The sequence below is a fragment of the Pseudomonas sp. MYb13 genome (assembly GCF_002980075.1).
In the GTDB taxonomy this organism is placed as follows: domain Bacteria; phylum Pseudomonadota; class Gammaproteobacteria; order Pseudomonadales; family Pseudomonadaceae; genus Aquipseudomonas; species Aquipseudomonas lurida.
Genome location: NZ_PCQI01000020.1, coordinates 42,998 through 55,019 on the forward strand (window position 1 = coordinate 42,998; position 12,022 = coordinate 55,019).

A 12,022-nucleotide genomic window follows, 5' to 3' on the forward strand; every position below is an offset into this window, starting at 1 on the left:
CGGTGTCTCGCCTAGGCTCGGCATGCCCGAACGCAAGCCTTGGCGCGCGGCTAACCCCGCGTCCTGCCGGGTTAGCCGCGCTCCCAAGCCTGCGTTCGGCCAGCGTGGTTTTACGGGGCGCCGAGGGTCAACAGCCAAAGCCGAAGCAGAGCGCGGCGGCCTTGGCGCCGACCGTTTACTCAGCGTCCAACGCGGTCAAATGTGGGAGCTGGCTTGCCTGCGATGGCATCCCCTGGGTGTGCCTGATGAACTGAGGTGTCTGCATCGCAGGCAAACCAGCGCCCACGCACCAACCCGCTTTGGCGCCACACCACTCCCGCCGTAAGGGCCGAACCATAAGCGGCCGTTACCTAAATAACGGATATGGACACGATCAAAGGTCACCCATGGAAAAGTCACGATTACGCAAACTAGGAATGCTCGCATCACTGGCCGTCGCCATAGGCCTGATCATCTACACGGTCCAAGCCCCCGCCGACGCGCCGCAATACCTCACCGCCACCACTGAACGCGGTGACATCGAAAACGCCGTCCTGGCCACCGGCTTGCTCGAAGGCATCAAGCAAGTCGACGTCGGCGCCCAAGTCTCCGGGCAATTGAAGTCCCTCAAGGTCAAGGTCGGCGACAAGGTCAAGAAAGGCCAATGGCTCGCCGAGATCGACCCATTGATCCTGCAAAATACCCTGCGCAAAGCCCAGGTAGACGAAGAAAACCTGCAGGCCCAGCGCCGCGCCACAGCGGCCCAGCTCAAACAAGCCAAGTCAGTGTATGAGCGCTACAAAGGCCTGCAGGATGACGAATCAGTGTCGCGCCAGGATTTCGAAGACGCCGAGTCCACCTTCCAGGTGCAACAGGCCAACCTGTTGTCCCTGGACGCGCAGATCAAGAGCGCACATATCCAGATTGACACTGCCAAGGTCAACCTGGCTTATACCCGCATCGTCGCGCCCATCGACGGCGATGTGGTGGGCATCGTCACCCAGGAAGGCCAGACCGTGATCGCCAACCAGCTGGCGCCGGTGCTACTCAAGCTGGCGGACCTGGACACCATGACCGTCAAGGCGCAGGTCTCCGAGGCGGATGTGATTCATATCAGCCCCGGCCAGCAGGTGTACTTCACCATCCTCGGCGAGGCGGACAAACGCTACTACGCCAAGCTGCGCGGCACCGAACCGGCGCCGCAGAATTTCCTGGAAACCCAGACCGCCGGCACGCCGAAGCAGAACACCGCGGTGTTCTACAACGCGCTGTTCGATGTGCCCAACCCCGACCACCGCCTGCGCATCGCCATGACCGCCCAGGTGCGTATCGTGCTCGACACTGCGCAGGCAACGCTGATGGTGCCGGTGGCGGCGCTCGGTGCACGCAACAACGATGGCAGCTACCCGCTGCGCGTGCTGGATGCCAAGGGCAAGGCGGTCTTGCGGGATGTGAAGACCGGCATCAATAACAACGTCAAGGTGCAGATCCTCGACGGCCTGGCCGAAGGTGAAAAAGTGATCATCGGCGATGCCACGCCGGCCGTGGCGGGGAACTGACGGATGACCCAGCCACTGTTGGAACTCAAGGGCATCACCCGAAGCTTCATGGCCGGCGAGCGTGAATTCATCGCGCTCAAGGGCATCGACTTGACGATTCATGCCGGGGAAATGGTGGCAATCATCGGTGCCTCGGGGTCCGGCAAATCCACCCTGATGAACATCCTTGGCGGCCTGGATTACGCCACGGCCGGCAGCTACAAGATCAATGGCATCGAAACCCGCTCGTTGGGCGACGAACAGCTGGCCGAACTGCGCCGTGACTACTTTGGCTTTATCTTCCAGCGCTACCACTTGCTGGCGCACCTGAGCGCCTTGCACAACGTGGAAATGCCGGCGATCTATGCCGGTACACCGGAAACCACCCGCCACAGTCGCGCGCGGGACCTGCTTGCGCGCCTGGGCCTGGCAGGCCACACCACCCATCGTCCCAGCCAGCTCTCGGGTGGGCAGCAGCAACGGGTGAGTATCGCCCGTGCGTTGATGAACGGCGGCGAAGTGATCCTGGCCGACGAACCCACCGGCGCCCTCGACACCCACAGCGGCAAGGAGGTGATGCGCATCCTTGCCGAGCTGCACGCCGCTGGGCATACGGTCATTATCGTCACGCACGACCCCAAGGTCGCGGCGAATGCCCAGCGCATTGTCGAGGTGAGTGATGGCGAGATTGTCAGCGACAAGGCCAATGCCAGTGTTGGCCTGGAGCTGCCCAGCGAAACCCCGATAGAACCCAAGCGCAGCGGCGCCCGGCGCTTGGTGGCGAGCCTGGGGTTGTTCAAGGAGGCGTTCAACATGGCCTGGGTCGCACTGGTGTCCCATCGCATGCGCACCTTGCTGACCATGCTCGGCATCGTCATCGGTATCACCTCGGTGGTATCGATCTCGGCCATCGGTGAAGGCGCCAAGCGCTATGTGCTCAAGGACATCCAGGCGATTGGCAGCAACACCATCGATATCTTTTCCGGCACCAGTTTTGGTGACAGCCGTGCATCGGCGATCGAGACGTTGATGCCGTCGGATGTGGACGCGTTGAACCAACTGTATTACGTCGACAGCGCCACGCCGGTGGTGGGCCGCAACCTGTTGCTGCGCTTTGGCAATATCGACCTGGATGCCCAGGTCAACGGAGTGAGCGACCGCTATTTCAAGGTCAAGGGCCTCAAGCTCGAAGCCGGGATCGCCTTCAGCGAAAGCGACGCGCGGCGCCAGGCCCAGGTGGTGGTGATCGACCACAATACCCGCCATCGTTTGTTCGGGCCCAATGTCGACCCGCTGGGCCAGGTGATCCTGGTGGGCAATTTGCCCTGCACGGTGATCGGGGTGACGGCCGACAATAAAAACATGTTCGCCGCCAGCAAGGCGCTGAACGTGTGGGTGCCGTACGAGACGGCGGCGGGGCGCTTGCTCGGGCAGCGCCACCTGGACAGCATCACCGTGCGCATCAAGGACGGCCAGCCGAGCAAAGTGGTGGAGGACAACGTGAATAAACTCATGCTGCAGCGCCATGGCACCAAGGACTTCTTTACCAACAACCTCGACAGCATCATGCAGACCGTGCAGAAAACCAGTCGCTCGCTGGCGCTGCTGCTGTCGTTGATCGCAGTGATTTCGCTGCTGGTAGGCGGCATCGGTGTGATGAATATCATGTTGGTGTCGGTCACCGAGCGTACCCGTGAGATCGGTATTCGCATGGCGGTGGGCGCTCGCCAGTCGGACATTCGCCAGCAGTTCCTGGTGGAGGCGGTGATGGTGTGCCTGATCGGCGGGCTGATCGGGATCTCGCTGTCCTACGCCCTGGGCTTTCTGTTTTCGTTGTTCGTGAAGGAATGGGAGATGGTGTTTTCCCTGGGCTCGATCATCACGGCGTTCGCGTGTTCGACGCTGATTGGCATTGTGTTCGGCTTTGTGCCGGCGCGCAATGCGGCGCGGCTTGATCCAATCGAGGCACTGGCGCGCGACTGATCCTGCAGGACCGATGGAGATCACACTGTGGGCGCTGGCAAGCCAGCGCCCACATCAGGTCTGCGCTGCCTTACAGTCCCGTGGTGTCCTCGGTGGCATACATCCACCGCAGCAAGGAATGCCGTCCACTGATCCCCAGCTTGATCGCCGCACGCTTGAGGTAGCTCTCGATGGTGTTGACCTTCAACGCCAACTGCTCTGCCAACTCCGGTGCGGTACGCCCGGCCAGCAAGCCCACGCACACCTCAAGCTCACGGTTGGACAGGGTCAGCCCCGACTGCACCAACCGTTCTTCAATGCGCCGGCGCAGGGTTTCGATGCCCTGGTTCTCCGGTGTCATCGGCGCGCTGTCCTGGCGACAAGGCTGGATCGCGGCGATGTGCTTTTCGACCATGGGCAGCAGCAAGGTCGAGAAGTCCTGCAGCATGCTGCGTTCCTGTGGCGAGAAACTGTCGGACTGGTGTGAGCGATACACCGACAGTACGTAGCGCACGTCGTCCCTGCGGCGGGTAAGGTGCAATTGTGCGGCGGGTTGTGCTTCGCCCAGGGTCGCGACCGAATCGGTATAGACCGGGCTGATCTTGCGCCGGGTCTGCCCGTCGGCACTCACTTGCAATTGCGTGATATGGGTGGCGTCCACTGCCAGTTGGGTCAGGATGAGGTCATGCAGCATGCGTGGGAAATGGCGACTGCCGGTGCTGGCGATGACCTTGCCTATATGTGGGAACAGGTGTGAGTTCATCAGTTCGTCCATGAATTTCAGATGCAGGTATTCGGCGTTATAGCGGCGGGGATTAAGGTGCTAGCCAATGCGAATAACCTGCCGTGATAGTCCTTCCCGCCGCAACCTATGCTAGTACAGCCTGGCGGCGGGAAGGGGATCCAATCTGAAAAAACCGATTAAAAACTCACAAGCTTGGACGGGCGCTGCACCGCGCGCGTGCACTGGGCCAGTGCCTGTTGGACGTCCGCCAGCAGGTCGGCAACGTCCTCCAGCCCCACCGACAAACGCACCAGGCCCTCGCTGATCCCGTGCCGCGCGCGCTCCTCCGGGGTGTAGGTGGAATGGGTCATGCTCGCCGGGTGCTGGGCCAGTGACTCGGCATCCCCCAGGCTGACCGCACGCGTGAACAGCTTGAGTGCGTTCATGAAGCGCCGGCCGGTTTCGATCCCGCCCTTGAGTTCGAAGGCAATCATGCCGCCCGGCATTTTCATCTGCCGTGTCGCCAGTTCGTATTGCGGGAAAGAGCGCAGCCCCGGGTAAGTCACCCGCTCGACTGCCGGGTGCGCCTGCAAGGCTTCGGCCACGGCCTGCGCGTTGCTGCAATGGCGGTCCATGCGCAGGGCCAGGGTCTTAAGGCCGCGCATTAACAGTGAGGCGTCCTGTGGCGACATCACGGCGCCAGTCAGGTCCTTGAGGCCTTGCAGGCGGATACGCTGGGCCAGGGCCTGGTTGCTCACGGCGATGCCCGCGGTGATGTCACCGTGGCCGCTGAGGTACTTGGTGGCCGAATGCACTACCACATCGGCGCCGAGGTCGAGGGGGCGTTGCAGGTACGGGGTGCAGTAGGTGTTGTCGACCACCACGGTGACGTTGGGCTGCTGGTGGGCGATGGCCGCCACGGCGGCGATATCCACCAGTTGCAGGTTGGGATTGGCCGGGGTTTCGCAATAGATCATGCGGGTGGCGGGACAGAGCGCCGCTCGCAGGGCTGCCAGGTCCGTGAGGTCGACGTGGCGTACCTTGATACCGAATTCGCCGATGCCATGGTGCAGCAGGGCAAAGGTGCAGCCATACAGGGTCTGGCTGACAATCACCTCATCCCCGGGGCGCAGCAGGGTCCAGAACGTTGCGGCAATCGCCCCCATGCCGGAGCTGAATGCCACCGCCGCCTCACCGTTTTCCAGGGTCGCCATGCGCGATTCGAGCAGCGCCAGGGTCGGGTTGGAGATGCGCGTATAGAAGTGTCCGCTGGCTTCGCCGGCAAAACACGCCGCGCCGTATTCGGCGGTGGGGAAGGCGAAGGTGGCGGACAGGTAGATCGGCGGAACGAGCGCGCCGTGATGGTCCTTGGGGTCATAGCCGTGGTGGATGGCGCGGGTGGAAAAGCCGAATGCCTGGTGTTTATTGTTCATGTCGGGCGCTCCTTATTTCCTACAATGCTATGCTCATAACCAGAGATGAACCTTGCAATATTTGCCGTCAATTCCCGCGTATGGGGATGAAAACCCGCTAAAAACAACAATCAGAGGCAAGCCATGCCCATCACCCTGGATCGTACCGACAAAGCCCTTTTAAACGCGTTGCAAGCCAATGCCCGTCTGACGGTGGCCGAACTGGCCGATCGCGTCTCCCTGACCACCTCACCGTGCTGGCGTCGGGTACGCAACCTCGAAGAGAGCGGCGTCATCAGCGGTTACCAGGCGATCCTCTCGCCCAAGGCCCTGGGGTATGGGGTGACCGCGTTTGTCAGCATCATGATGGAGAGCCACACCCAGGACATCGCCCGGGCCTTCGAACAGCGCCTGCTGGAGATACCGGAAGTGGTGGCGTGCCATAACGTCTCGGGGCGCTATGACTTTTTGCTGGAAGTGGTGGCGAAGGACCTGGAATCGTTTGGCGAGTTTGCGCGCGAGGTGCTGCAGACGCTGCCTTGCGTCAAGGAGATCTATTCGAGTTTTTCCTACAAGTCAGTGCGGCCATTGCGTGTGATTCCCTTGCCCGGTTGACACATTGGCTACCTGATCTTCCCCAGAATTGGATATTCCTCGCACCGCGTCGGGTGACTAATCTAGCCACCAATCCCCACCGTTCTGGAGCTTCATCATGCACACCCGTACCGATTTCTACACCGCCTCCCCAGACGCCATGAAAGCCATGCTCGCCCTCGAAGCCGCGGTCGGCAAACTGTCTATCGAACTGCCGCTGCTGGAGTTGGTGCGCCTGCGCGTTTCGCAGATCAACGGCTGCGCTTTCTGCCTCGACATGCATACCGCCGATGCACGCAAGGGGGGCGAGACCGAGCGCCGCTTGTACACCGTGTCGGCCTGGCGTGAAACGCCGTTTTTCACCCCGCGTGAGCGCGCTGCCCTGGCGTGGGCCGAAAGCCTGACCCTGCTCAGCCAGACCCACGCTCCAGATGAGGACTTCAACGCACTGGCGGCCGAGTTCAGCCCCCAGGAGCAGGTTGACCTCAGCGTGGCAATCGCCACCATCAACAGCTGGAACCGCCTCGCCGTGGGTTTCCGCAAGATGCCTAAATAAGGCCTCAGCCTGCTTTGAAATAGCCGCGCGGCGTGGTGCCGGTCATGCCCTTGAAGAAGGCGATCAACGCGCTGTCGCTGGCAAACCCCAGTTCAAAGGCGCAGTACCCGAGGTTGCGCCCAGTGGCGAGCAGCTCGATGACACGCATCAAGCGCCACTGCTGGCGCCATTGCTGATACCCCAGGCCGGTTTCCCGCAGGAAGATCCGGCCGATGGTCTTGGCACTGGCGCCGATCTGCTTTTCCAGGTCCTGCAGCGTGGGCGGCAATCGTTCCAGGTTGGCCAGCAATGGCGCCAGGCGCTTGTCCCGTGGCAAGGGCAGGAGCATCGGTTGCTCGGCCGCACCCTGTATTTCTTCCAGGCACAATGCCAGCAACTGCGCGTATCGGCCGGTGTGCCAATCGGTCTCGAAGGGCGCCATGGCCATCGGTTCCAGCACCGCCCGCAGTAAAACGCCCACTTCGATCACCCGCACCTGGTTCGGCAATTGGGCTGCGACGGCCGGGCTAAGGTACACCGAGCGATAATCGACGGCCTTGCTCATCACCGCGCGGTGATGCACGCCGCACGGTATCCACGCCGCGCGGGTCGGCGGCAACAGGCACAGTTGATTGTCCAGGGTAATGCGGGTGCAGCCCTGCTGGGTAAACAACAGTTGACCGCGCCGGTGGTGGTGCAGGCCGGAGTCGTGGTCGCCGAGCAGGGCGGCGATGCCAATGACGGGCGCCTGGTAGCTGTCCGGGTCGAACGATGCGTCGGCGGCGAGCCAAGCCATGGGTTTGTCCGATTTCATGGGTAAGTTGTCGAAGTTTGGATAATACCCCAGGCCGTGCTGCTTAGAATCCTTGCGCTTGTGTTCCCGTGAAGGTCTTGTGCATGACATCGAAAAACTTGCTGGTGCTGGCCGTGGCGTTGCTGATGTTCCCGCAACTGGCCCAAACCCTCTATAGCCCGGCCCTGGGCGATATCGGCCAGGCCTTCGCGGTCGGGCCTGAACGCGCCGGGCAAACCCTGTCGGTGTACTTCCTGGCGTTTGCGCTGGGCGTGGTGGTATGGGGCCGGTTGTGTGATCGCTGGGGCCGACGCCCGGTGATGTTGGCCGGGCTGGGGTTGTATGTTGCTGCCACGCTGCTGGCCTTGAGTGTGAGCACGTTCAACGGCTTGCTGCTGGCCCAGGCCATTGCGGCCTTCGGTGCGGCGGTCGGTTCGGTCGCTACGCAGACGCTCTTGCGCGACCGCTTCCACGGCGCACAGTTGGGCCAGGTGTTTTCCGTGATGGGCATTGTCCTGGCTGCCAGCCCGGCACTTGGCCTGTTCAGTGGCGCGACCCTGGTGCAGTACGCCGGCTATCGCGGCATGCTCGCGGGCCTGCTGGTGATGGCTGCGGTATTGTGGGCCGCCTGCGTGTGGGCGTTGCCCGAGACGCGGCCGGCGTCCTTGCCGACATCACCCCTGGGGCAAACCGTGGGCCTGATGCTCAGGGACGCCGAGGTCTGGCGCTCCGTCGGCCTGGTGGCGGCGTTCAATATTGCGCTGTTTGGCTACTACAGCGTGGGGCCGTTTATCTTCACGCGGCTGGGGTTGTCTGCTGCCGAATTCGGCTACAGCGGTGTGCTGCTGGCGCTTGGGTCGGGGCTTGGGGCATGGCTGAACAAGGCCTTGCTCAAGCGTGGCCTGAATGGCGAGCAGTTGGTGCTGGCCGCTGCCGGGGTGGCGCTGTTGGGCGGTCTTTCAGTGCTGCTGCTGCAGGACAGCTGGTTGTTCGTATGGCCGATGCTGCTGGTGGTGCTGGCGTTCGGCATGGCGATCCCCAACGTGCTGGGGGCGGCGCTGGTGGCTTATCAAGATCGCCTGGGCACCGCCGCGGCGGTATTTGGCTTGCTCTACTATCTGGTGATTGGCGCCGGGCTGACCGTGGTCGCCTGGGCGCAGGACCTTGGCTGGAGCCTTTTGACTTGCGGCCTGGCGGCGCTGTGGCTGGCAGCGCCGCGGGTGTTCAGAAGTTGACCGAAGCACTCAGGCGCGCCGTCAGCGGCGCGCCCTGGAACAGGTAGTCATCGCCCATGTACTCGCCCGCGTCGCGCCAGTAGCGCTTGTCGAACAGGTTGTCGACGCTCAGGCGAAAGACCGTTTCATAGCCGTCGACCTGGGTGGTGTAGCGGCTGCCCACATTCACCACCGCGTAATCCCCCACTTCCACATTGCCGGTGCGGTTGGCGTATTTCTTGGCGCTGTATTGCACGCCGCCCAGCACTGCCAGGCCGTTGACCCAGGGCAGGGCATAGTCGGCGTAGACACTGGCGCGCAGTGTGGGCACGTTGATCGCCTGGTGACCCTCGTAGTCAGGCGTGCCGCTGCCGGTGACCCGCGCGCGAATCGCCGCCACGCTGGTTGCGATTTGCAGGCGCTCGGTGGCCCAGCCGTTGGCCGACAATTCCAGTCCGGTGTTCTTTTGCTCGCCCTGTTGCACATAGGTGAAGCCTGCGCCATCGGGCTTGGCGTACTGGTAGGCCTGGCGGGTCTGGAACACCGCGGCGGCAAAGCTGATACGGCGCCAGTCGTATTTTACGCCGGCTTCGATTTGCCGTGAGGTGGTGGGCGCCAGGGTCTCATCCGCGTTGCTCGCGAACCACGGCGCAGTGCCGCCCAGGGACACGCCTTTGCTGTAGCTGGTGTAGAGCGAGATGTTCTCGACGGGTTGATAGATCAACGATGCCTGCGGTAGGAACACGTATTGCTGGGTGTGGCGTACCTGACTCCCCGTACCGCTGTCGAACGCTTTTTCATCCAGGCGCACTTCGCGCCCGCCGAGGATGGTTTGCCATTGCTCGTTGAAGCGGATGCGGTCCGTGACGAACACGCCGTACTGGCGACTGTCGAGGTTGCGGTGGCTGTCGTTCAGTGGTTTGTCGGTAGGGGTGAAGCTTGGTACATCTTCATCGATATTGGCGGTGCCGATGAACTCGTTCACCGATTTGCGCTTGTCGATCACGCGGCGCAAGGCACTGGTGCCGAAGGTCAATTCATGGCCGATGCCGCCGGTGTCGAACAACCCGGTCATGGCCGCCTGCACTTCGTCATCGCGGCGGGTATCGTCGGGGCTGCGGTAGTCGTAGACGTCGTAATTGCCTTCAGGGCTGAAGTAATTCGGCACGCTCGATGAACTGCAACTGGCCGACCCATAGCATCCCCACGCAAACGAACTGTAGTCATCAATCACCACCTTGCTGCGCGCCGCGCTCACGCTGCCTTTCCACTGGTCGCTGAAACGGTATTCGAACTTGCCGTTGAGGTTCAGCGAATCAATGCCCACCTGCCTCGAACCGGTCTGGTGTCCCAGCAGCTTTTTCGGCGAAGCACCGTGTGGCACTTCAGTGCCGCCCAGCAACTGGTAGCCGGGCACCGAGCGTTGCTGCTTGTCCTGGTACTCGGCATCCAGTTGCAAGACGGCGTCGGGGCTGATGTTCCAGTCAAAGGCCAGGGACACGAAATCACGCTGCCCATTGGCGTGCTCCACATAGGAATTGAGGTCCTCATGGGCCACGTTGGCGCGCAGGCCGAACTGTTGCTCACTGCCAAACCAGCCGCCGACGTCGGTGGCGATATAACCGCTGCCGCGATCGTCGGTGGAGACGGTCACCGAGCGCACATCTTCCGGGCGCTTGGTGACGTAGTTGATCACGCCGCTCGGCTCGGAGATCCCGCTCTGCAGGCCCGCCAGGCCCTTGAGCACTTCCACCTGCTGCTTGTTTTCCAGCGCGACATTTTGCTCGCCAGTGATGGTGCGCCCATTGATCTTGTAGCTGCTCGCGGCATTCAGCGAAAAGCCGCGCACCACGAAGTTTTCGTAGTAGCCGATAGGGGCATAGCTGTCGCCCACCGAGGCGTCGTTGCGCAGCACTTCACTGAGCAGGCGCGCCTGCTGGTCCTTGATCAGGGTGGCGTTGATCACGGTGATCGAGGCCGGGGTGTCCAGCAGCGGCGCGTCATCGAAACCGCCCACCGAGGCGGTTTCACTGCGGTAGCCGGACTCATCCTGGCCCTGGACCTTGACCGCCGGCAGTTCGATTTCAGCCGCCAGGCTGCTGCCGATGCCACCGCTGAGCAGCAGGCCGAGGGCGAAACGTGAGGTGACGACGGGACGAAAACGCAAAACCATGGGGGCAGGGCCTTAAAGCGCAGGGCGGGGGGCGCATAAGCTAGGCATAAGTGTGCATTTTTACAAGGTTTCGAGAATGATTCGCGGCTTGGGACTTGCGTAGGAGCCTGCAAGCCAGCGTCTAGGGGGGGCGTGTTGGTCAGGCGTGGCGCCTGAGGGTCTCGCTCGGCAGTTCCTTGAACAGGGCACGATAGCTATGGGAAAACCGTCCCAGGTGCCAGAACGACCAATTCATCGCCACCTCGGCGACGGTGCAATCCGGTGAGCCCAACAACTCCCGTCGTGCGCCGTTCAACCGGCGCAACCGCAACCATTGCGCCGGGCTCATCCCGGTGTAGGTCTTGAACCCCTGTTGCAACTGACGCAGCGGTACGCCGGCAATCCGCGCCAGCTCCAGCAGGTTGACGGTCTCGTCCGGCGCATCCGCCGCCCATTCGCCAATGCGCGCCATCAGCCGGCGTTCTTCGCTGCGCCGCTGCAAGGAGTGGCGGTCCAGGCACACGCAGGCGTTGTCGAGGATGAACAGGCAATCGTCGAGCAGTTGCTGGGTGAGGGCGTCACGGCTGGCAGGGTCGATCTCGGCGGACAAGCGCGTGAGGGTGCCACTCAACCAACGGCTGAACAGCGCATTCTGCTGGCACGTCAGCGGCGCCATGAACAAGCCTTCGAGTTTTGTCACGTCCAGCCCGTGGCGCTGCACGAACTGCGGCCCGAACACCACCGCCACTTCACGGTAGTTTTCCGGCGTGATCCAGGTGTTGCGGCTTTCGCCATTGAGCATGTACAGCGCGTTGTCGCTGCCGTCGAAACAGAACGCCAGCGAGCCTGGCGGGGCATTGAAATGCTGCTCTACGCGGGTGTTCATGCACTCCTCGTACACCTCCACGCCTTGCAGGTCGAGGTAGCGGATCTGCCCGGCAAAATGCCCGGGAGACATCTGCTGGTACTGCTGCACCCAGCCGGGTGTTGCACTGCATTGGGCGGCCACATCACCGGTGGTGAAGGCCTGTACGCGCAAAGCTGTAGCCTGTGTCATGGTTGACCTGGGCGCACTCTATTGGTGCGTTGCGGTGGGTGCAAAGTGGATAGATGCCGCCG

10 protein-coding genes are annotated in these 12,022 nt (G+C 62.4%); 5 read left to right on the forward strand and 5 right to left on the reverse strand.

The window, feature by feature from the left end; all coding sequences use genetic code 11:
* The first annotated feature begins 386 nt into the window (after nt 1–386).
* Together macA and CQ002_RS25090 are read left to right on the forward strand one after the other, a co-directional pair.
* On the forward strand, nt 387–1,538 hold the full coding sequence (gene macA / locus CQ002_RS25085) for a macrolide transporter subunit MacA (RefSeq protein ID WP_098466306.1): 1,152 nt from the start codon (nt 387–389) through the stop codon (nt 1,536–1,538).
* 3 nt (nt 1,539–1,541) lie between these two features.
* Complete coding sequence (locus tag CQ002_RS25090) at nt 1,542–3,500, forward strand: MacB family efflux pump subunit (protein WP_034104338.1); 1,959 nt, start codon at nt 1,542–1,544, stop codon at nt 3,498–3,500.
* Nucleotides 3,501–3,570: 70 nt separating this feature from the next.
* On the opposite strand, the gene CQ002_RS25095 is transcribed toward CQ002_RS25090, so the two are convergent.
* Together CQ002_RS25095 and CQ002_RS25100 are read right to left on the reverse strand one after the other, a co-directional pair.
* The gene (locus CQ002_RS25095; protein WP_174555855.1) at nt 3,571–4,242 is read right to left on the reverse strand and encodes a response regulator transcription factor; all 672 of its coding nucleotides are present in this window, start codon (nt 4,240–4,242) and stop codon (nt 3,571–3,573) included.
* 158 nt (nt 4,243–4,400) lie between these two features.
* Nucleotides 4,401–5,636, reverse strand: coding sequence for a methionine gamma-lyase (locus tag CQ002_RS25100; RefSeq protein ID WP_098466307.1), 1,236 nt, complete (start codon nt 5,634–5,636; stop codon nt 4,401–4,403).
* Between the two features lie 123 nt (nt 5,637–5,759).
* On the opposite strand from CQ002_RS25100, the gene CQ002_RS25105 reads away from it, so the two are divergent.
* Together CQ002_RS25105 and CQ002_RS25110 are read left to right on the forward strand one after the other, a co-directional pair.
* Nucleotides 5,760–6,230, forward strand: a complete 471-nt coding sequence (locus tag CQ002_RS25105) for an Lrp/AsnC family transcriptional regulator (protein WP_034104345.1) — start codon at nt 5,760–5,762, stop codon at nt 6,228–6,230.
* Nucleotides 6,231–6,327: 97 nt separating this feature from the next.
* Nucleotides 6,328–6,765 carry a carboxymuconolactone decarboxylase family protein gene (locus CQ002_RS25110; RefSeq protein ID WP_034104347.1) on the forward strand — a complete coding sequence of 146 codons (438 nt, stop codon included), beginning with the start codon at nt 6,328–6,330 and terminating at the stop codon, nt 6,763–6,765.
* 4 nt (nt 6,766–6,769) lie between these two features.
* Here the strand turns inward: CQ002_RS25110 and CQ002_RS25115 are convergent, their stop codons facing one another.
* Nucleotides 6,770–7,540, reverse strand: a complete 771-nt coding sequence (locus tag CQ002_RS25115) for a helix-turn-helix domain-containing protein (protein WP_105162036.1) — start codon at nt 7,538–7,540, stop codon at nt 6,770–6,772.
* A gap of 101 nt (nt 7,541–7,641) precedes the next feature.
* On the opposite strand from CQ002_RS25115, the gene CQ002_RS25120 reads away from it, so the two are divergent.
* Nucleotides 7,642–8,772, forward strand: a complete 1,131-nt coding sequence (locus CQ002_RS25120; protein ID WP_105162037.1) for an MFS transporter — start codon at nt 7,642–7,644, stop codon at nt 8,770–8,772.
* Here CQ002_RS25120 and CQ002_RS25125 read toward each other — a convergent pair.
* Both CQ002_RS25125 and CQ002_RS25130 read right to left on the reverse strand, forming a co-directional pair.
* Complete coding sequence (locus CQ002_RS25125) at nt 8,762–10,924, reverse strand: TonB-dependent siderophore receptor (RefSeq protein WP_034104351.1); 2,163 nt, start codon at nt 10,922–10,924, stop codon at nt 8,762–8,764. The genes CQ002_RS25120 and CQ002_RS25125 overlap by 11 nt on opposite strands.
* Before the next feature lie 139 nt (nt 10,925–11,063).
* Entirely contained in the window at nt 11,064–11,960 is an 897-nt protein-coding gene (locus CQ002_RS25130) for a helix-turn-helix domain-containing protein (RefSeq protein WP_034104353.1), read from the reverse strand.
* Between the last annotated feature and the right edge of the window lie 62 nt (nt 11,961–12,022).

What these genes read in the sequence shown, in the direction of transcription:
- CQ002_RS25115 (WP_105162036.1), bottom strand. Translation starts at nt 7,540, where the DNA reads ATGGCTTGGCTCGCCGCCGACGCATCGTTCGACCCGGACAGCTACCAG.
- CQ002_RS25120 (WP_105162037.1), top strand. Translation starts at nt 7,642, where the DNA reads ATGACATCGAAAAACTTGCTGGTGCTGGCCGTGGCGTTGCTGATGTTC.
- CQ002_RS25100 (WP_098466307.1), bottom strand. Translation starts at nt 5,636, where the DNA reads ATGAACAATAAACACCAGGCATTCGGCTTTTCCACCCGCGCCATCCAC.
- CQ002_RS25095 (WP_174555855.1), bottom strand. Translation starts at nt 4,242, where the DNA reads ATGAACTCACACCTGTTCCCACATATAGGCAAGGTCATCGCCAGCACC.
- CQ002_RS25090 (WP_034104338.1), top strand. Translation starts at nt 1,542, where the DNA reads ATGACCCAGCCACTGTTGGAACTCAAGGGCATCACCCGAAGCTTCATG.
- CQ002_RS25110 (WP_034104347.1), top strand. Translation starts at nt 6,328, where the DNA reads ATGCACACCCGTACCGATTTCTACACCGCCTCCCCAGACGCCATGAAA.
- CQ002_RS25130 (WP_034104353.1), bottom strand. Translation starts at nt 11,960, where the DNA reads ATGACACAGGCTACAGCTTTGCGCGTACAGGCCTTCACCACCGGTGAT.
- macA (WP_098466306.1), top strand. Translation starts at nt 387, where the DNA reads ATGGAAAAGTCACGATTACGCAAACTAGGAATGCTCGCATCACTGGCC.
- CQ002_RS25125 (WP_034104351.1), bottom strand. Translation starts at nt 10,924, where the DNA reads ATGGTTTTGCGTTTTCGTCCCGTCGTCACCTCACGTTTCGCCCTCGGC.
- CQ002_RS25105 (WP_034104345.1), top strand. Translation starts at nt 5,760, where the DNA reads ATGCCCATCACCCTGGATCGTACCGACAAAGCCCTTTTAAACGCGTTG.